18 protein-coding genes and 1 tRNA gene are annotated in these 19,215 nt (G+C 68.2%); 5 read left to right on the top strand and 14 right to left on the bottom strand.

Annotation, left to right across the window (positions count from 1 at the left end; all coding sequences use genetic code 11):
• Positions 1–57: 57 nt before the first annotated feature.
• Complete coding sequence (locus WFH44_RS00840; RefSeq protein WP_336710962.1) at positions 58–900, bottom strand: Bax inhibitor-1/YccA family protein; 843 nt, start codon at positions 898–900, stop codon at positions 58–60.
• Between the two features lie 115 nt (positions 901–1,015).
• On the opposite strand from WFH44_RS00840, the gene WFH44_RS00835 reads away from it, so the two are divergent.
• The 5 genes from WFH44_RS00835 to WFH44_RS00815 all read left to right on the top strand — a co-directional run bounded on the left by WFH44_RS00835 (position 1,016) and on the right by WFH44_RS00815 (position 5,723).
• Positions 1,016–1,375: a GroES family chaperonin gene (locus tag WFH44_RS00835; RefSeq protein WP_336710961.1), complete on the top strand. Its 360-nt coding sequence runs from the start codon at positions 1,016–1,018 to the stop codon at positions 1,373–1,375.
• Between the two features lie 239 nt (positions 1,376–1,614).
• Positions 1,615–2,934, top strand: coding sequence for a branched-chain amino acid ABC transporter permease (locus WFH44_RS00830; RefSeq protein ID WP_336710958.1), 1,320 nt, complete (start codon positions 1,615–1,617; stop codon positions 2,932–2,934).
• 10 nt (positions 2,935–2,944) lie between these two features.
• The gene (locus WFH44_RS00825; RefSeq protein ID WP_336710956.1) at positions 2,945–3,925 is read left to right on the top strand and encodes a branched-chain amino acid ABC transporter permease; all 981 of its coding nucleotides are present in this window, start codon (positions 2,945–2,947) and stop codon (positions 3,923–3,925) included.
• A gap of 2 nt (positions 3,926–3,927) precedes the next feature.
• Positions 3,928–4,977, top strand: a complete 1,050-nt coding sequence (locus WFH44_RS00820; protein WP_336711781.1) for an ABC transporter ATP-binding protein — start codon at positions 3,928–3,930, stop codon at positions 4,975–4,977.
• Positions 4,974–5,723: an ABC transporter ATP-binding protein gene (locus WFH44_RS00815; RefSeq protein WP_336710954.1), complete on the top strand. Its 750-nt coding sequence runs from the start codon at positions 4,974–4,976 to the stop codon at positions 5,721–5,723. The genes WFH44_RS00820 and WFH44_RS00815 overlap by 4 nt, the downstream gene beginning before the upstream one ends.
• Before the next feature lie 173 nt (positions 5,724–5,896).
• On the opposite strand, the gene WFH44_RS00810 is transcribed toward WFH44_RS00815, so the two are convergent.
• The 13 genes from WFH44_RS00810 to WFH44_RS00750 form a co-directional block, all read right to left on the bottom strand.
• Positions 5,897–7,270 (bottom strand): ABC transporter substrate-binding protein, encoded by a 1,374-nt coding sequence (locus WFH44_RS00810; protein WP_336710952.1) that lies wholly within the window; start codon positions 7,268–7,270, stop codon positions 5,897–5,899.
• Between the two features lie 188 nt (positions 7,271–7,458).
• A tRNA-Leu gene (locus WFH44_RS00805) sits at positions 7,459–7,534 on the bottom strand.
• A gap of 73 nt (positions 7,535–7,607) precedes the next feature.
• Complete coding sequence (locus tag WFH44_RS00800; RefSeq protein ID WP_336710950.1) at positions 7,608–8,156, bottom strand: GNAT family N-acetyltransferase; 549 nt, start codon at positions 8,154–8,156, stop codon at positions 7,608–7,610.
• Between the two features lie 135 nt (positions 8,157–8,291).
• Positions 8,292–9,743 (bottom strand): NAD(P)/FAD-dependent oxidoreductase, encoded by a 1,452-nt coding sequence (locus WFH44_RS00795; RefSeq protein ID WP_336710947.1) that lies wholly within the window; start codon positions 9,741–9,743, stop codon positions 8,292–8,294.
• Positions 9,744–9,844: 101 nt separating this feature from the next.
• Positions 9,845–11,167, bottom strand: a complete 1,323-nt coding sequence (locus WFH44_RS00790; RefSeq protein ID WP_336711779.1) for a S8 family serine peptidase — start codon at positions 11,165–11,167, stop codon at positions 9,845–9,847.
• A 120-nt stretch (positions 11,168–11,287) separates the two neighbouring features.
• Positions 11,288–12,244, bottom strand: a complete 957-nt coding sequence (locus WFH44_RS00785) for a Ppx/GppA phosphatase family protein (RefSeq protein WP_336710945.1) — start codon at positions 12,242–12,244, stop codon at positions 11,288–11,290.
• Positions 12,241–12,915 (bottom strand): DUF501 domain-containing protein, encoded by a 675-nt coding sequence (locus WFH44_RS00780; RefSeq protein ID WP_336710943.1) that lies wholly within the window; start codon positions 12,913–12,915, stop codon positions 12,241–12,243. Before WFH44_RS00780 ends, WFH44_RS00785 begins: the two co-directional genes overlap by 4 nt.
• Before the next feature lie 76 nt (positions 12,916–12,991).
• Entirely contained in the window at positions 12,992–13,738 is a 747-nt protein-coding gene (locus WFH44_RS00775) for an FtsB family cell division protein (protein WP_336710941.1), read from the bottom strand.
• A 77-nt stretch (positions 13,739–13,815) separates the two neighbouring features.
• Complete coding sequence (gene eno / locus WFH44_RS00770) at positions 13,816–15,096, bottom strand: phosphopyruvate hydratase (protein WP_336710939.1); 1,281 nt, start codon at positions 15,094–15,096, stop codon at positions 13,816–13,818.
• Positions 15,097–15,208: 112 nt separating this feature from the next.
• A complete protein-coding gene (locus WFH44_RS00765) occupies positions 15,209–15,907 on the bottom strand; it encodes a MazG nucleotide pyrophosphohydrolase domain-containing protein (protein ID WP_336710936.1) in 699 nt (232 codons plus the stop codon).
• Positions 15,908–15,915: 8 nt separating this feature from the next.
• Complete coding sequence (locus WFH44_RS00760) at positions 15,916–17,067, bottom strand: adenosine deaminase (RefSeq protein WP_336710934.1); 1,152 nt, start codon at positions 17,065–17,067, stop codon at positions 15,916–15,918.
• Positions 17,068–17,120: 53 nt separating this feature from the next.
• Positions 17,121–17,825 (bottom strand): DedA family protein, encoded by a 705-nt coding sequence (locus WFH44_RS00755; RefSeq protein WP_336710932.1) that lies wholly within the window; start codon positions 17,823–17,825, stop codon positions 17,121–17,123.
• Positions 17,826–17,923: 98 nt separating this feature from the next.
• Entirely contained in the window at positions 17,924–19,210 is a 1,287-nt protein-coding gene (locus WFH44_RS00750; RefSeq protein ID WP_336710931.1) for a thymidine phosphorylase, read from the bottom strand.
• Between the last annotated feature and the right edge of the window lie 5 nt (positions 19,211–19,215).

Raw genomic sequence — 19,215 nt, 5'->3', positions numbered from 1 at the left:
CGCCTCGGCGGAGTCCCACGTTGCTTGTTCCGGAGCTGTTGGTCCGGACGCCCGGTCTTAGTCCTCTGCGACGGCGCGCAGGATGGCCAGCAGGCGCAGGATCTCGACGTAGAGCCAGATCAGCGTAACGGTCAGGCCGAAGGCCGCGGTCCAGGAGTACTTGCGGTCAACGCCCTGGCGCACGCCTTCCTCGATCGAGGTGAAGTCCACGATCAGCGAGAAGGCAGCCAGGCCGATGGCCAGCAGGCCGATGACGACGCCCCAAGGGATGTTCGTGCCCGGGATATCGGCGCCGCGGATGCCCCACGGGTTGTCCATGACGCCGAACATCGTCAGGCCAAGGTTGACCAGCGAGAACACGGCGTAGCCGATGATGGCGATCATGAAGAACTTCATCGCCTTCGGCGTGGCCCGTACCTTGCCGCTCTTGAACAGCGCCAGGGTCACGGCGAACACGCACACGGTGCCAATGACGGCCTGCGTGGCGATGCCCGGGAACATTCCGTCCAGTACGGCGGACAAGCCGCCGACGAAGAGGCCCTCGGCCGCGGCATAGGCCAGGATCAGGCCCTTGGACGGCTCCCTCTTGAAGGCGTTGACCAGTCCCAAGACCAGGCCGACAAGCATGCCCGGGACCATCAGCGCGGGGATCATCCAGCCCACGGCCGCACCTGCGAGGACGAGGGCCAGGCAGGCCAGCGTCTTCATGATGACGTCGTCGTAGGTCATCCGCCCGGTCTGGGCCGGACCTGCCGACGGCTGGTTGTACAGGTCCTGCAGCTGCTGGCTTGACATCTGCGACTGGCCGCCGAGCATGCCGGTGCCGACGTTCGCGGAACTGTTCGGTTGGTTGCGGAATACGTTGGGATTACTGAATACGGGATTTCCACCCATGGCCATATTTGTCCTCCGATCAGGGGGTACGAGCTACTTCAACCCTACCAATGCAACGTTCGGCGCCTCCGGTTCTATCCCGCCGGATTCCCGCGGCCCGCGGGGAGCTTAGACTGTTGGCGTGAATCCTCGCCCCGACGCCGAACGGAACCAACGCATCGCGCCCGCCAACCTCCCGCTGCGGATGCTGCACGACCGCATCCTGGTGGCCCCGGACAAGGACAGCAGCGAGCGCCGCTCCTCGTCCGGAATCGTGATTCCGGCGACGGCCGCCATGGGCAAGCGCCTGGGCTGGGCCACCGTGGTGGCCGCGGGACCGAACGTGCGGCAGGTCGGCGTCGGCGACAAGGTGCTGTTCGACCCGGAGGACCGCGCCGAGGTGGAGGTCAACGCCGCCGATTACATCCTCCTGCGCGAACGGGACATCCACGCCGTCGCCGAACCCGAGGAAGCGGACAAGGGCACGGGTCTCTACCTCTAGCCGCGCGGCGAGCCCTGCCGCTGGCACCGCCCTTGCGCCCTCCACATGGGCAGTTGTTATGCGATCGCGACCTAAAGCAAGCATTTCGCAACATGCTGAACACAATCCCCGAGTAACATGAACGACACGTCAGTGACTTAGTTCACATGACGTGGTCAGCGTTGCCGGTTCGTGGGGGCCGGCAAGCCCCCACTGTGGAGGTTCATAACTTGAGAAGATTGCCGAAGCTTGCTCGGCCGATGGGACTGCTGTTCGCCTTACTCGCGGTTTTCGCAGCCCTGTTGTTATCGGCACCGGCCGGGCAGGCCCAGACCATGGCCGCACCGCTTTCCACCTCGACACCGGCACCATCGCCGGCCGAACCGACCGGCACCCCCGAGTCCTTCCCCAATACCATCAACGGCGTCTTGCGGAATGCCGGGCAGCCGGTGCCCGGGGTGACCATCCGGGCGACCGGCGAAGGCTTCAGCGGCGAGGCCGTCTCCTCCGCAACCGGTGGCTGGAGCATCGGCGTGCCGGTCCAGGGCACCTACGAGGTGGAGCTGGACGTCAGCACGCTGCCCGAGGGCGTCACGCTGGCCGAAGGGGCACAGAACCCTCGCCAGGTCACGTTCGCCAACACGTCCAATGCCGGGGCGATCTTCCCGCTCGGGGCAGGAATCGTGGTCCAAAGCCAGTCCTTCGGGGAGCTGCTCGCCGAACGCATGCTGGCGGGCCTGAGCTTCGGCCTGCTGCTGGCTCTGGCCTCGGTGGGCCTGTCGCTCATCTTCGGCACCACGGGGCTGACCAACTTCGCGCACGGTGAGATGGTGACGCTCGGGGCGGTGCTGATGTTCTTCTTCAGCGGACTCGGCATACCGGTCTGGCTGGCGGCCGTCCTGGCCGTTGTGGGCGGCGGCCTCTCCGGTTACTTCCAGGACGCCGGCCTGTGGAAGCCGCTGCGGCGGCGCGGGACCGGCATCATCCCGATGATGATCGTCAGCATCGGCCTGGCCCTCGCGGCCCGCTACACCATGCAGCTGTTCTTCGGCGGCAGCACCCAGCAGCTGCCGGGCGCCCGCAGCCCGCAGATCGAACTGGGGTCGGTGTCGATCTCGCAGAACACGCTGGTCTCGCTGGTCATCAGCACGGTCGTGGTCCTGTTGGTGGCCTTCCTGCTGCTGAAGACCCGGATCGGCAAGGCGACCCGCGCGGTGGCAGACAATCCGGCGCTGGCGTCCGCCTCCGGCATCGACGTGGACGGGGTGATCCGGATCGTCTGGACGGTCGGAGGCACCCTGGCCGGACTCGGCGGCATCCTCTGGGCTTACTACCGGCCGGGCGTGACCTTCAACATGGGCCAGCAGATCCTGCTCCTGATCTTCGCCGCGGTGGTCCTGGGCGGCCTGGGCACCGTCTTCGGCGCCCTGGTGGGTTCGATCATCGTCGGCATCTTCGTCGAAGTATCCACGATCTGGCTCGAAGCCGACCTCAAGTTCGTCGGCGCCCTGCTGATCATGATCATTGTCCTGCTGATTCGGCCCCAGGGCATCCTGGGCCGCAAAGAGCGCGTAGGTTAGGAGGCTCGGAATGGACTTTCTCAATATTCTCAGCGGTGCACTCGGCGAGATCGTCAGCCCGACGACGGCGGCCTATGCGCTGGCCGCCCTCGGCCTGGCGCTGCACTTCGGCTACACGGGCCTGCTCAACTTCGGCCAGGCCGGCTTCATGGCCATGGGCGCCTACGGCTTCGCCATATCCATCCTGACGTTCAACGCACCCTTCTGGGCCGCGGTCCTGGTCGCGCTGGCCTGCTCGGTTGCCTTCGCCTTCCTGCTGGGCATCCCGACCCTGCGGCTGCGCGCGGACTACCTCTCGATCGTGACGATCGCCGCCGCCGAGGTGGTGCGCTACATCGTGACGACCAACAGGCTGACCGACATCACCGGTTCCGCCGGCGGGCTGAATGGCTTCGCGGGCGGCTTCTACCTCCTCAATCCCTTCCCCGAGGGAACGTACAACCTCGGCTTCATTACCCTCAGTGCCCGGGACCTCTGGGTCCGCGTGGTTGCCTGGTCGGTCGTTGCCTTCTTCTGCTTGATCGTCTGGCTCCTCGTGCGCAGCCCCTGGGGCCGGGTGCTCAAGGGCATTCGCGAGGACGAGAATGCAGTCCGCTCACTCGGCAAGAACGTCTACGCCTACAAGATGCAGGCGCTGATCATCGGCGGCGGCCTTGGCTCACTGGCCGGAATCCTGTTCACGCTCCCCCGTAGTTCCGTCCAGCCGGCCAATTACGGAACCGAACTGACCTTCTTCCTGTGGACCTGCCTCCTGCTCGGCGGCGCGGCCACGGTGCTCGGTCCGGTTGTCGGCGCCATGCTGTTCTGGGTCGTGCTCTCGCTGACCCAGGGCCTGCTGTACGGCGCGATCGGCGCGGGCTACATTAATTTCATCTCCATCCCCCAGGCCGGCCAGCTGCGCTACATCATGGTCGGTATTGCGCTGATGCTGCTGATGATCTTCAGACCGCAAGGCATACTGGGCAACAAGAAGGAGCTGGTGTTCTCGTGAGCATGGCCAATCCAACGCCGGACGAGTCCGGAACGGCCGGCGTCCGGACCGACGCCGTGGACTACATGACCGACACGCGCCCCATCGCCTCCGAGCCGGCCGCCCCGGGCTGCCGGAAACGGGACCCGATCCTGGTGGCCAAAAACGTTACCCGCGCCTTCGGCGGGATCAACGCCGTCGACGTGGAGTACCTGGAGATCCCCCGGCACAAGATCACCGCCCTGATCGGCCCCAACGGCGCCGGCAAGACCACGTTCTTCAACCTGCTGACCGGCTTCGACCAGCCGAACTCGGGCGAGTGGACCTACGACGGCACATCACTGCACGGCGTCCCGTCCTACAAGGTGGCCCGCATGGGCATGGTCAGGACCTTCCAGCTCACCAAGGTCATGGGCAAGCTCACGGTCATCGAGAACATGCGCCTGGGCGCCACCCGGCAGGAGGGCGAGAAGCTCTCCAAAGCCCTGTTCAAGAACATCTGGGGCGGCCGCGAGCGGGACATCACGCGGCACGCAGACGGGCTGCTCCAGAAGTTCAAGCTGGACACCAAGCGCGAGGACTACGCGGCCTCGCTCTCCGGCGGCCAGCGCAAACTGCTGGAGATGGCCCGGGCCCTCATGGCCGATCCCCGGCTGGTGATGCTGGACGAGCCGATGGCGGGCGTGAACCCGGCGCTGACCCAGTCGCTGCTGGACCACGTGCGGAACCTGAAGTCCGAAGGCATGACCGTGCTCTTCGTCGAGCATGACATGCACATGGTCCGGAACATCGCCGACTGGGTCGTGGTCATGGCCGAGGGCCGGATCGTGGCCGAGGGCCCGCCGGCTGAGGTCATGAAGGACCAGGCCGTGATCGACGCCTACCTCGGCGCGCACCACGACGTGGACCTGGGGGCGGCCGAGGGCATCGAGGCGCTGGAACACCAGCTCTCCCAGGACGAAGAGTCCGTCGTCGGCACCGCAGACGAGGGCATCCTCGGCCACGGAATCACCGAACAGGACGGCCGCGATCCGGACGCGGACGAGAGCCGGGACAGGAAGGACGCACCATGAGCCAGCAGACTCCGGAGGGCGGCAAGGCCGTCGTCACGGTGACGGACCTCGTCGCAGGGTACCTGCCGGGCGTCAACATCCTCAACGGCTGCAGTATCGAGGCCCGCCCCGGGGAGCTGATCGGCATCATCGGACCCAACGGCGCGGGCAAGTCCACCCTGTTGAAGGCCATGTTCGGCCTGGTCAAGATCCACTCCGGCAAGGTCGTGGTCCGCGGCGAGGACATCACCGGGCTCAAGGCCAACAAGCTGGTCACCCAGGGCATTGGCTTCGTGCCCCAGACCAACAACGTCTTCGCCACCCTGACCATCGAGGAGAACATGCAGATGGGCATGTTCCAGCGGCCGAAGGACTTCAAGGAACGCTTCGACTTCGTCACGGGCCTCTTTCCCGAGCTGGGCAAGCGCCGCCTGCAACGCGCCGGTTCGCTCTCCGGCGGCGAACGCCAGATGGTGGCCATGGGACGCGCGCTGATGATGGATCCCGCCGTGCTGCTGCTGGACGAGCCCTCCGCGGGTCTCTCCCCCGTCAAGCAGGACGAGACGTTCCTGCGTGTGCACGAGATCAACCGGGCCGGCGTCTCGGTCATCATGGTCGAGCAGAACGCACGGCGCTGCCTGCAGATCTGCGACCGGGCCTACGTGCTGGACCAGGGCCGCGACGCGTACACCGGCACCGGGCGGGAGCTGCTGAAGGACCCCAAGGTCATCCAGCTCTACCTGGGCACCTTGGCCGAATCCGCGTAGCGGGCCGACTGCTACAACGTGCGACGGCGGCCTCCCCCGGGCGCGGGGAGGCCGCCTTTTCGCGCGCCGCCGTAGCGAGGTCCGGCCCGGACCCGTACGGGACACGAGGAAGCCCCCGCCGGTGCTGGACCGGCGGGGGCTTCCTGCTTCAGTGCGAGTGAGGTACCGAAGCTCTAGAGTTTGCCGAACTCCTCGCGGGCCGGCTGGGGTACGTTCTGGGCGTCGTAGTTGTAGATGCCGATGTAGGCCTCGGTCGGGTCGCCCTTGTCGCTGAACGTGATCGGTCCGGACAGCCCGTCGTAGTCGATGTCCTTGCCTTCACGAAGCAGGGTCACGCAGCTGGCGAAGTCCGTGCACTTCTCGCCGTCCTTCGAGATGCCCTCCAGTTCCTTGGCGATGTCCTTGCCATTGGTGCTGCCGGCCGCCTCGGCGGCCAGGGCGATCATCGTCGCAGCGTCATAGGATTCGCCCGCGTAGGCGTAGTCCTTCAGGTTGGGGTCCACCGTCTTGAGGTCCGCCCGGAAGTCCTCCTTGGCGAAGGTGCCCGGGATGGTTCCCTGCGCCCCTTCCATCGCGCCCGGATCCAGGTCCTTGCTCAGGTCCGCCGTGTTGCCGTCCACCAGGAACAGCTGCTTCGGGTCCACGCCCTTGGCAAGCAGCAGCGGGGCGATGCTCTTCACCTCATCGAACGTGATCACCGCGATCGCGTCCGGCTTTGCCGCAACCACTGCGTCCACCTGGGAGCTGAACTGCGAGTCGCCGGTGTTGAACATCTCTTCCGCCACGACCTGGCCGCCGGCACCCTCGAACGCCTGCTTGACGTTGGCCTGCAGGCCGGTGCCATACGGGTCGTTCAGGACGATCATGCCCAGGGTCTGCGCGCCGCAGGAGATCATGTAGCTGCCCAGCGTCCGGCCCTGCAGGACGTCAGACGGAGCCGTGCGGAAGTAGAGGTCGTTGTCCTTGTAGTCGGTGAAATCCGGCGACGTGTTGGCCGGCGAGAACTGGACCACGCCGGCGTTGGTGATCTGGTCGATCACGTTGAAGGAGACACTCGACGATGCCGCGCCGACGATTGCGCTGACATCCTGGCCCAGCAGGTCCGTGACGGACTGCGTGGCAATGTCCGTCGTGGTGTCGCCCGAGTCGCGGTGGACGACGTCCACGTCCTTGCCCAGGACGCCGCCGGCGGCGTTGATTTCCTTCACGGCCAGGTTGGTGGCGGCGATTTCGGGCGGACCCAGGTAGGACAGCGTGCCCGTGGTCGGCAGCAGCGTGCCGATCTTCAAGGGCTGGTCCGTGGAGCCCTTGCTCGCCGGAACGGCGGACGGATCACCCTTGGTGCGCTTGGCTCCCGCGCCGTTCTGCGTGGGTTCGGGACAGGTCAGGCCCGACGCGGCCGGAGCCGACGAGCCGCCGCCTTCCTGCTCGGGTGTGCCGGAACCGCCACAGGCTGATGCGAAGAGGGCTACCCCCAAGCCAAGCGCCGCCAGCTTGGCGCCACGCGCACCATTGCCGAACAGCACTGCATTACGTGTTGCAGTCATAAAGTCTTCTCCTCGATCACAAGGTTCGCGAACCCTTGATGCAACCACCATGGATTCGGTGATTATGAGAAGAAACTAGTGCAGAAAGCAACAAAAAATAAGGCTATTGGGTTACATCCTTGTAACGCTCCTCACAGCGCGCGACGCCGATCGGAAACAAACCATTCAGAGTTGCAGGGGCGGCCCAGTGGTACCCCAGGTGGGACTCGAACCCACACTGAAACGATTTTAAGTCGCTTGCCTCTGCCATTGGGCTACTGGGGCGTCCCCGTGTGAAGGGCTCCATCCAGCGTACTGGATCGGGGGCCGGAGCACGACGGCGGCGGTACAGCGCGGGTCAGAGCCTCGAGAAGGGCTCGGCGTAGCGGAAGAGGCCGGCGGGCACGTCGCGGCCCGCCAGCCGCAGCGCCATGAAGTGCCCGCCCCACTGCGGATCCGGCGCCTGGATGCGGAGCTCCGCAGCGGGACGGTAGCCGAAGCGCGGATAGTAGCCGGTGTGGCCGAGCAGTACGATCACGCAGTCGCCGCGGGCCTCGGCACGGTTCCTGGTCTCTTCCAGCAGTGCGGCGCCGATGCCCTGGCCCTGGAATTCAGGCAGCACCGAGATAGGTCCGAGGCCCAGGGCCGGCTGCCCGTCGATCCAGCCGCGCGTCGTGATGGAGTGCCCCGCGATCGCGGATCCGCCGCCCGGCTGCCGGGCCACGGCCACGATGGACAGGTCCGGCAGGTACTCGTCGCAGCCGAAGAGTTCGGAGAGCAAATGCACCTCGACGGACTCCCGGCCGTCGCCGCCGTCGAAGGCGCGCGCCGTCAGCCGGAGGACTTCGTCCCGGTCCTCCGGCCGTTCGCTGCGCAGCTCCACCGTCTTCCCAGCCCCAACCGTCATCGCACTTCCCTTCCATCGGGCAGGCCGTCCTGCCCTGCGGTTAACGCCCGACGGCGGGACCAAGGGTTCCGCTGTAAGCGCTACCCCTGCCCCGCCGTCGTTGTGGTCCACACCTTGGTTCGGACCGGACCGATGCTACCGGGAGTCGGCGGGCGCCTGGGCGCCGGCCTTGTCCTCTGCCTTCTGGCCTTCCCTCGCGTCCTCCACCTTGGCCGCCGGCTTCTTGGCGGGGGTGGCGGCGGTCCGGAACGCCCGGTACGGGGTCTCCAGGTCGCTGATCTCGGTGGTGTCGCGGCCGAGGACGGCGTTGAGGAACCAGTCGGCGATGACGCGGATCTTGCGCTCCCAGGTCGGCATGGCGAAGCCGTGGTAGCCGCGGTGCGCCAGCCAGGCCAGCGTGCCCTTGAGCTTGATGCCCATGACCTTGGCCACGCCCTTGTTGATGCCGAAGCCGGCCACGGCGCCGAGGTTCTCGTGCTTGTATTCGGTCACCTGGCCCACGCCCCAGCGCTCGGCGTAGATGTTCTTGGCCAGGTGCTTGGCCTGGCGGACGGCGTGCTGCGCGTTCGGGACGCAGAAGCCGCCGACGCCGCCGCCGGTGAGGTCCGGTACGGCCGCCACGTCGCCCGCGGTCCAGGCACCCTCGACCGGCTGGCCGTTGTCGTCGATGACGCGCAGTTCGGCGTTGGCCTTGACGCGGCCGCGCTCGTCCAGCGCGAAGCCGAAGCTGCGCACCACCGGGTTGGCCTGCACGCCGGCGGTCCACAGCAGGGTGTCCGCCTCGAAGGACTGGGCCGGGGTCTTGTCCGGCATGTTGATCAGGTCAAGCTTGCCGTCCACCGCGGAAGCCAGCGAGGTGTTCAGCAGGACCTCGATGCCGCGCGAGCGCATGTGCTCGACGACCCACTCGGCCTGGTGCTCGGTGACCTCGGGCATGATCCGGCCCATGGCCTCCACCAGCACGAAGCGCAGGTCGGAGCGCTTCAGGCGCGGGTTCTGCTCCGCGGCATGGCGGGCCATGTCCTCGATCTCGGTCATCGCCTCGATGCCGGCGAAGCCGCCGCCGACGCCGACGAAGGTCAGCGCGCGCTTCTTCTCCGGGCCGTCCGGCAGGATGGAGCCGGCTTCGATGCGCTCCAGCACGGTGTTGCGCAGTTCGAGCGCTTCCTCGATGGTCTTCAGGCCGATGCCCTGCTCGGCCAGGCCCGGGATCGGGAAGGTGCGGGTCACGGCGCCGGCGGCGATCACGACGTCGCGGTACGGCAGCTCGAACGTCACGCCGTCTTCGGAATCGATGGTCGCGGTCTTGTTGGCGTGGTCGATGGAGGTGACGCGGCCGGTGATGACCTCGGTCTGCTTCAGGTGCATGCGGTGCGAGACCACGGCATGGCGGGATTCGATGGAGCCGGCCGCCACCTCGGGCAGGAACGGCTGGTACGTCATGTACGGCAGCGGGTCCACCAGGGTCACGATCCCGCCGTGTTCCCGGACCTTCTTCTGGAGTTTGAGAGCCACGTAAAGGCCGACGTAGCCGCCGCCGACGACCAATACGCGGGGACGGTCTGAGAGCGCAGGAGTGTATGCCATGCCCCCAGTGTAGCCGCTATTGTGAAAATTTTCACGAACTCATGCAGCCGCATCCTTTAGCCCGCCTTAACATGCTTTTCCGGCCTTGCCGGAGCCGGACCTCAGCGGCCGGACGGGCCGGCGGGCCCTCCGGGCTTGCCCTCCGCGCGGCCCGCCTCCGGGCCGGCCTGTTTGCGTGCGCGGACGGTCTGCTGGACGCCTAGGATGACGATCACCAGCAGGAGCGCGCCGAACCCGATTACGAGGATGCCGGGCAACACGTCGCCCTCCAGCCTGGGCTCCTCGGCCGCGGGTGTGGTGGGCTCGGGTACGGCCGGCTCTTCCTTGACGTTCTTGTGCACCGGCGCCTGGCTGGGCGGAGCGACTTCGCCCCGGCGGTGGATGGTGATCCACTGCGCGATCGACCCCAGCGGATTGGCGCCCGCCTCGGGCACGTCCGCATTCAGGGCGGCGTCTGCGTCGAGGATGCCGAAGCCATAGATGGGATCGTGGCCGGGAACACCGGCGTCGGACGCCGTGGAAATGATCCGGTTGATGACCTGCCCGGCGCTCATCTGCGGATACTTGGACCGGATCAGCGCGGCGACGCCGGAGACCAGCGGCGTGGCGCCCGAGGTGCCGGACCAGTCCGCGTACCCGCCCCCGGGCATGCCGCCGACCAGGTCCTCCGCCGGGGCGGCGACGCCGATGACGATGCTCTGCGCGGATGCCTTCTGGCTGGCCTTGCCGTCGCGGTCGAGGCCGGCGACGGTCAGCACGCCGGGAATCGTTGCGGGGGCACCGGACTGCTCGGTCCCGCCGGCCCGGTTGCCTGCCGCGGCCACAATGACGACGTCGTTCTGTTCCGCATAGAGGAAAGCGTCGTCCCAGCTTTCGGGCCAGGAGGTCGTGGAGCTGGTCAGCGACATGTTGATGACCTTCGCGCCGCTGTCCACGGCCCAGCGCACGGCGGCCGGGATCTGTTCCTCGATGCCGACCCCTGCAGGGTTCGGCGAGCCAAGCCAGGTGGACACGGCGAGCAGCTCCGCCTCGGGCGCCACCCCAATGACCCCGTCCGAGCCGGCGCCGACGCCGTTCGCCGGCTTCCTGCCGTCCTGCTTTTCCTTCTCCGATGGATGGCCGCGTCCGGCCAGCAGGGTCGCGACCAGCGTGCCGTGCGCCGGCGTCTGGCCGATGCCGCTTTGGCCCTGCGGATCCCCCGCCCCGGAGACGTCCGTGCCGCCGGCCACCGCGCCCTTCAGGTCCGGATGGGTTGCGTCGACGCCGCTGTCGATCACGGCGACCTTAACGCCCTCGCCCTGCGAGGTCTTCCAGGCCTCCCGGATGCCGGAGGAATCCAGCCAGTATTCCTTCTCCCGGTACTGGTCCGCGACGGCGGCCGGGGCGAACACTGCCCCGCCGGCCAGGGCCAGCACGGAGACCATGGACAGCACGAGGGTGCGGACAGTGCGCCGCATGGTGGCCGGCCCGGGCCTGCGGTTCCGGCGCGCGGCGCGTGGCTGCTTGTCGTCCATCTTTCCCACTTTTCGGATTTCCCGGTGCGGCTAGTTGGCCTGGAAGCGCGGCCGGGCGGCGCTCAGGGCAATGCCATCAAGGATATCGTGTTCGCTGGCGGTCGCGCCGTCGACCCGGCCCGAGGTCAGTTCCCCGACCCGGTCGTTGATGGTGCGCCAGATGAGGGCGCCGGCGCCGATGACGTCGACGCGTCCCGGGTGCATGTAAGGCAGGGCAGCACGCTCGGCGCGGCTCATCTCCAGAAGCGACGTGCAGGCCTCCCTTGTCTTGGCGGCGTCCAGGGCGGTGCCGTGGATGGCGTCCGGCTGGTACTCGACCAAGCCCAGCGCATGCGCGGTCACCGTGGTGATGGATCCGGCGACGCCCACCAGCCGGTCGGCCTCCCCCAGCGGCACGTTGCGGAGCACCTCGTCGATGTAGGCGTTGATTTCCTTCTCGGCCGCCGCGATCTCCGCTGCAGTCGGCGGGTCGGAGGCGAGGTGGCGTTCGGTGAACCGGACACAGCCCATGTCGGTGCTCCGCGCCGCCAGCACGCCGTCCCCGTTGCCGAGGACGAACTCGGTGCTGCCGCCGCCGAGATCCACGACCAGGATCCGCTCCTCGGGATGCGCGGACAGGGCGCTGGCCGCACCGATGAAGGACAGCTCCGCCTCTTCCCCGCCGCTGACGACCTCCGGCTCGGCCCCGAGCCTTTCGCGGATGCCGTCGACGAAGACCTGCCGGTTGCCGGCGTCCCGCGTGGCCGACGTCGCCACGAAGCGCAGGCTCTCGGCGCCGTGCCCGCGCAGCTCCGCGGCGTACTCCTCGGCCGCGGCGAACGTGCGGGCCAGTGCCTCGTCCGCCAGGATCCCGGTTGCGTCCACGCCCTGGCCCAGCCGCACCACCTTCATGGTGCGCACCACGTCGGTGAGGCGTCCGCCGTCGTCAATGTCCGCAATCAGCAAGCGGATGGAATTGGTCCCGCAGTCGATGGCTCCGACCCTCATGACAGTCCTTCTTCCCCGGCGTCCTGCCCGGCTTCCCGGGCGGCACGGCGTTCGGCGCGCTTGGCTTCGAGTTCCTCGGGGCTGAGCCCCTGCGTCCTGGTGTGCCGGCTCAGGTCCCGGTCGGGGGCGGGCCCGGATTCGTCCCAGGCGCCGGCGCAGTAGCAGCGGTCCGTGGTCCACCATTCCGCGATGCCGTCGAGCGCCTCGTCGCCGAGCGGGTTCACGCCCCGGCCGGCGGCGAGCGAGTGCCCGACCAGCACGTGCAGGCACTTGACCCGGGAGGGCATCCCGCCGGCGGAGACGCCCGCGATTTCGGGCACCGCGCCGACGCCGGTGCGCTGCCCGATCTCGTCCCGGCTGCGCAGGTACGCGTCATGGGCGCGGCGATAGGCGGCCGCAAGCTGCTCGTCGCGCTCCAGCCGCTCCGTCATCTCGGTCATGACGCCCGCGGCCTCCAGCCGGGAGACCGCCGAGGTAATGACGGGGTGGGTCAGGTAGAACGTGGTCGGAAACGGGATGCCGTTGCCCAGCCGCGGTGCGGTGGTCGCGACCAGCGGGTTGCCGCAGATGCAGCGCGCCCCGATTTCCACGACGTCGCGGGCGGGACGGCCCAATTGCCGGCTGATGGTTTCAAGGTCCGCCGGAGTGGGCGTGCGCTGGGCGGTATCCATGGCGCGGTGGTCCTTCCAAATGGTTCTTGTCGAAGACTGGTCGCGCTTCGATAGGCGATGCGGCGGCGCGGGCCGGCTAGTCCTGCGCCGGTTTATCCGTGGCCGCGCGTTTGACCGAGTCCCACAGGGCGTCCACCCACGGCAGTTCGGCCGGAGCCGCCTCGGAGGCGTGCTCTTCGGAATCGGCGAGGCCTTCGGCGCCGGTCACCAGGTAGCGGGTTTCACCCGGCATTACATAGAATATGCGATCCCGCGCCTGCTGCTTGATGTAGGCGGGGTCGTCCCAGCGGGCCAGTTCCCGCTCCAGCTTGTCCTGGCGTTCCTGCTGGGCGCTGATGTCCCGCTGCAGCGCTGCGATCTCGGAGCGCTGCTCGATGAAGACGCGCACCGACGGTGCCAGCAGGACCGTGATGGTCACCAGCACGACGGCGAGTGCCAGCATGCGGCCGGAGAACGCCTTCGCGGGAACCGGTTCGGCGTGGTCGTCATGCCGTTCCAGGAACTTCGGCTCCCCGGACGCCGGCCGTTTCCCGCCCGGCTGCCGGATGGCCTCCGACAGTTCCTGCCGCTCGGCGGCCCGCGCCTCGGACGGCGTGGGCTTCGCCCTGGCTGCAGGAGTGCGCGCCGGCTTCCCCGCCGCCGGATGCCTCTCTGACGTGGGCTTTTCCGGAGCATGGTCCTTGCCGCCGTTGAAGTCGGCGCGGATCACTTTTCCTCCGGAAACGCCGTCACCCGACGCCCCGTGGTCCGGACCGTGTGGTCCGGACCCGTTGCCTCCGGCCGGACGAGCGGCCCGCGGCACTTTGGGACGTCGGGTGGACATGCAACTCCTTGGGACTTCCGTCTAGGTCAGCGCCGCTGAGGCGCCGTCCTTAAGACGATACCCAGTCCTGCGGCGGTTCAGGCTTTGAAACGCGGGAAAGCCGAAGCACCGGCGTAGCGTGCCGCGTCGTCGAGCTCTTCCTCGATGCGCAGCAGCTGGTTGTACTTGGCCACGCGCTCGGAGCGGGCCGGGGCACCGGTCTTGATCTGGCCGGCGTTCGTGGCGACGGCAATATCGGCGATGGTGGTGTCCTCGGTTTCGCCGGAGCGGTGCGAGGTGATGGTCGTGTAGCCGCTGCGCTGGGCCAGGGCCACGGCCTCCAGGGTCTCGGTCAGCGACCCGATCTGGTTGACCTTCACCAGCAGCGAGTTGGCGGTCTTGGAGTCGATGCCCTGCTGCAGGCGCTCCGGGTTGGTGACGAACAGGTCATCGCCGACCAGCTGGACCTTGTCGCCCAGGTCCGCGGTCAGCTTGGCCCAGCCCTCCCAGTCGGATTCGTCCAGCGGGTCCTCGATGGAGACCAGCGGGTAGTCGGCCACGAGCTGGGCGTAGTACTCGCTCATTTCCGCGGCGCTCAGGGACTTGCCCTCGAACTGGTAGCCGCCGTCCTTGTAGAACTCGGAGGAGGCGACATCGAGCGCCAGCGCGATGTCCTTGCCCGGGGTGTAGCCGGCGCGGGTGATGGCCTCGGAGATCAGGTCCAGCGCGGCGCGGTTGCTCGGCAGGTTCGGAGCGAAGCCGCCCTCGTCGCCCAGCCCGGTGGACAGGCCCTTCTCGTTCAGCACCGTCTTGAGGGTGTGGTAGACCTCGACACCCCAGCGCAGGCCCTCGGAGAAGGTGGCTGCACCGATCGGGGCGACCATGAATTCCTGGATGTCCACGTCGGAGTCGGCGTGCGAGCCGCCGTTCAGGATGTTCATCAGCGGCACCGGCAGCACGTGCGCGTTGGGTCCGCCCAGGTACTTGTACAGCGGCAGGTTCGAGGCCTCGGCTGCAGCGTTGGCGACGGCCAGCGAAACGCCCAGGATGGCGTTGGCGCCCAGGTTCGACTTGTTGGAGGTCCCGTCCAGGTCGATCATGGTCTGGTCGATCAGGCGCTGATCCGTGGCGTCGATGCCCAGCAGCGCCGGCTGGATGGTGTCGATGACGGCGTTGACGGCCTCGCTGACGCCCTTGCCCAGGTAGCGGTCCTTGACGCCGTCGCGGCGTTCCACCGCTTCGAATGCACCGGTGGAGGCACCGGAGGGCACTGCGGCGCGGCCCATGGAGCCGTCCGACAGCAGAACCTCGACCTCGACCGTGGGGTTACCGCGGGAATCGAGGATCTCGCGCGCATGGATGGCATCGATAAGCGCCATTGATTTGCTCCTGTTCGTTGGAACTCAAGAGGGAACGAGAAGTTGGATTCTCGTCATGACAGCCGTTAGCGGCAGCACTGTCGCTCTAAGCGTAGTCGAGAAGGCCGGTCCCTCACGGGCCCGTTACGTCGCGTTGAAACCGCCTCACCGCCGCACGCAGCGCCTGCTCTGCGTCCACGCCGTTCGCCATGGCGCGGCGTACGACGTCGAACAGCAGGTTGCCGAAGTCTTCTTCCGTTACGGGGGCGGGACTGCCGGGTCCCTCCGCCCCGGCCGTCCCGGCCGCCCCGGCCCGCGCCGCACGGTCCAGCGACTTCGCCGCGAGCGTCAGCGCCGGCAGGGAGCGCGGAATGCCGTCGAACGGCGTGCTGCGTCCGGGCTTCTCCAAGGCCTTCGCGGCGTCGTACCCGGCCACGATCTCCTCCACCGTGGCCGGGAACGAATCCTGCAGGGTCCCGTCGGGCCGGAACACGTGCCGGTTGCGGCGCACCAGCTTGTCGGTGAGGAACCGCGCGACCTCGTCGAAATCGAAGGTGCCGCGCTCCTGCTGGATCCGGGCGTGCAGCAGCACCTGGAAGAGGACGTCGGCAAGTTCGCCCTTGAGCTCCTCGGCGTCCTCCGCACGGGTGTGGCCCGTCTCGATCGCCTCGGCCAGCTCGTAGGATTCCTCGACCAGGTACTCGACCAGCGACTCGTGCGTCAAGGCCGCGGTCCACAGGCAGTGTTCGCGCAGCTGCGCCACGACCTCCACGAGCCTGGCCACCGCCGTCGATCCTCCACCTGGCGGCCCGCTTGTCGGCCCTGCGCCCATGGCCGGCGTCAGCCCTGGGCCGCGCGGAATCCCTCCGCGATGTACTCCATCAGCGCCTCGCGCTCCTCGAGCGGCAGGAATGCGGCTTCGGCGGCGTTGAGCGTCAGCTGGAGGAGGTCGTCGAGGTCGTAGTCGAACGTCTCCACGAGCAGCTCGTACTCGTCCGACAGGCTCACGCCGCTCATCAGCCGGTTGTCCGGATTGATCGTGACCTTGAAGCCGGTCTGGTACAGCAGATCGAACGGGTGGCTCTCGATACCCTCGCCGAACACCGAGATGGCGCCGGTCTGCAGGTTCGATGACGGGCTGCACTCGAGCGGGATGCCCCGGTCGCGGACCCATGCGGCCACGCGGCCGAGGGTCACCATGCCGACCTCGGCCTCGTCCTCGGGACCGTTGTCGCCGGAGAAGTCGATCTGGATGTCTTCGGCAATCCGGACGCCGTGGCCGAGGCGCAGCGCGCGGCCGCTGACCAGCGCGTCGACGATGCTGTCCAGCCCGGCGGCCTCGCCGGCGTGGACCGTGACCGGGAACTGGTTCTCGGCCAGGTAGGTGAAGGCGTCCTTGAAGCGGTAGGGCGGGAAGCCGTCCTCGGCCCCGGCGATATCGAAGCCCACGGCACCCTTGTCACGGTGCCGGACCGCCAGCTCGGCGATCTCCTGGCCGCGGTCCGCGTGGCGCATGGCGGTGATCAGCTGGCCTACCTGGATCGGCCGGCCGGTGGCTTCCACCGCGGCAACGCCCGCCTCCAGCCCGGCCTCGACGGCCTCCACAGCCTCGTCCAGCGTCAGCCCCTTGGCCAGGTGCTGCTCCGGCGCCCAGCGCACCTCGCCGTACACCACGCCGTCGTCCGCGAGGTCCTCCACGAACTCCTTGGCGACCCGGAACAGGCCCTCTTTGGTCTGCATGACGGCCACGGTGTGGTCGAACGTCTCCAGGTAACGCTCCAGCGACCCCGAATCAGCCGACTCGAGGAACCACTCGCCCAGCGCGACCGGGTCCGTCGACGGCAGCTGGTGCCCGGCCTCGGCGGCCAGTTCGATGATGGTGGCCGGCCGCAGCCCGCCATCCAGGTGGTCATGCAGCGAGACCTTGGGCAGGCTGCGGATGTCGATATCGACGTCGGGGGCTGGTTCGGCAGAGAAGTTAGGCTCAGTCACAGGCACCACCATACGCGACGGCTCCGGCCGGGTAACCCCCGTGCGGCAAGCGGCTACGCCGCGGAGGCATCCTCGCGGGCGTCCCCGCGCACCTCGCCCGCCTGGGCGCGCTCCGCCGCGGCGGCCTCGGCCGCCCGCCGGGCCTTGCGGGCACGACGGCGGTAGGCCAGTTTCAGTCCATGGTCCACCAGCACGCCAAGCAGCAGGGCGAGCACGATGGCGATGCCGGCGGCAATCAGGCTGTGGTCATGGAACCACTGGCCGGCCAGCGCGCCGATGGCGATCGAATAGGCGGACCAGGAGATGCCGGCAATCACGCTGAAGAAGACGAACTTGCGCTGGTTGAACCCGGTGGCGCCCGCCGTCATGTTCACGGCGACGCGGCCGACCGGGATGTAGCGGGCGCTGAGGATCAGCAGCGCGCCGCGGCGGTCCAGCTCCTTGCGGGCCCAGGCGAAGGCCGAGAGCACGCGCGGCCGCTGCATCCAGCGAAAGCCTCGCGTGCCGACCTTGCGGCCGATCAGGAAGGCGACGTTGTCGCCCGCGATGGCGCCCGCGGCGGCCACCAGCCCGACGAGCCAGAGGTTCGGGGCCCCGGAGGACACCGCCAGCGCCGCCAGGGCGACCACCACGGATTCGCTCGGGATCGGGGGAAAGAAGCCGTCGACAAAGCAGCAGACGAGGAGCACCGGATAGACCCACCACTGGGCGGCCGCATCGATAACGAAGACGTTGAGGGCGTCCATAAAAGCCTGCACGAGAAAGTCCTATCCGCTGGTCGGTAGTTCCAACGGTTTCACATCGGAATTAGTGCCGCCATGGGGTGTCGCCCTGATCCCGCCCTCAGGAAGTCCCCTCAGACGATCCGGTCGATGATCAGCCGCTGGGCCGGCCGGTCCCCCTCGGGAGCGATCAGGACGGCTTCCGCCAGGGCCTCGCGGGCGCGGTCGAACTTCTCCGGGGTGTCGGTCAGCAGGGTCATGAGCGGCTCGCCCGCGCGGACCACGGCGCCCGGCTTGGCGTGCAGGCGGACTCCTGCGCCCGCCTGGACCGGGTGCTCCTTGCGGGCCCGGCCGGCTCCGAGCCGCCAGGCGGCGACACCAACGGAGAGCGCGTCCAGTTCCAGCAGCACCCCGTCCGCCGGGGCATAAACGACGTCGGAGTGCTTCGCTTCGGGCAGCTTGGCCTTCGAGTCTCCGCCCTGCGCGGCGATCATTGCGTTCCAGACGTCCATGGCGCGCCCGTCCTTCAGCGCGGCGGCCGGATCCGCGTCTGCTACCCCGGCGGCCTGGAGCATCTCGTCGGCGAGCCGGACGGTCAGCTCGACGACGTCCTCGGGCCCGCCGCCGGCCAGCACTTCCACGGCTTCCTCGACCTCGATCGCGTTGCCGGCGGTCAGGCCGAGCGGGGTGGCCATGTTGGTCAGGAGGGCGACGGTGTTGACCCCGGCGTCCTGGCCCAGCGCGACCATGGTCTCGGCCAGCTCGCGCGCACTGTCCTCGTCCTTCATGAAGGCGCCGGAGCCGACCTTGACGTCCAGCACCAGCGCCCCGGTGCCCTCGGCGATCTTCTTGCTCATGATCGACGAGGCGATGAGCGGGATGGCCTCCACGGTGCCGGTGACGTCCCGCAGCGCGTAGAGCTTCTTGTCCGCAGGAGCGAGCCCGGCCCCGGCGGCGCAGATGACCGCCCCGACGTCCGCCAGCTGGGCCATCAGTTCATCGTTGGAAAGGTCCGCCCGCCAGCCGGGAATGGACTCCAGCTTGTCCAGCGTGCCCCCGGTGTGTCCGAGTCCGCGGCCGGAGAGCTGCGGGACGGCGACGCCGAAGACCGCGACCAGCGGAGCCAGCGGGAGGGTGATCTTGTCCCCCACTCCCCCCGTGGAGTGCTTGTCTGCCGTTGCCTTGCCGAGCGAGGAGAAGTCCATCCGTTCCCCGGAGGCGATCATCGCCGTCGTCCACCGCGAGATCTCCGCCCGGTCCATCCCGTTGAGCAGGATGGCCATGTTCAGCGCGGACATCTGCTCGTCCGCGATGACGCCCCGCGTGTAGGCGTCGATGGTCCAGTCGATCTGCTCCGCGGTGAGCGTGCCCTTGTCCCGCTTGGTCCGAATGATGTCGACGGCGTCGAAGTTCTCGGTCACTGGCT

Source organism: Arthrobacter sp. USHLN218, from assembly GCF_037144715.1.
GTDB lineage: Bacteria > Actinomycetota > Actinomycetes > Actinomycetales > Micrococcaceae > Crystallibacter.
The sequence above is the reverse complement of the archived record's forward strand: the minus strand, read 5'-3'. Positions and strand labels throughout refer to the sequence as shown.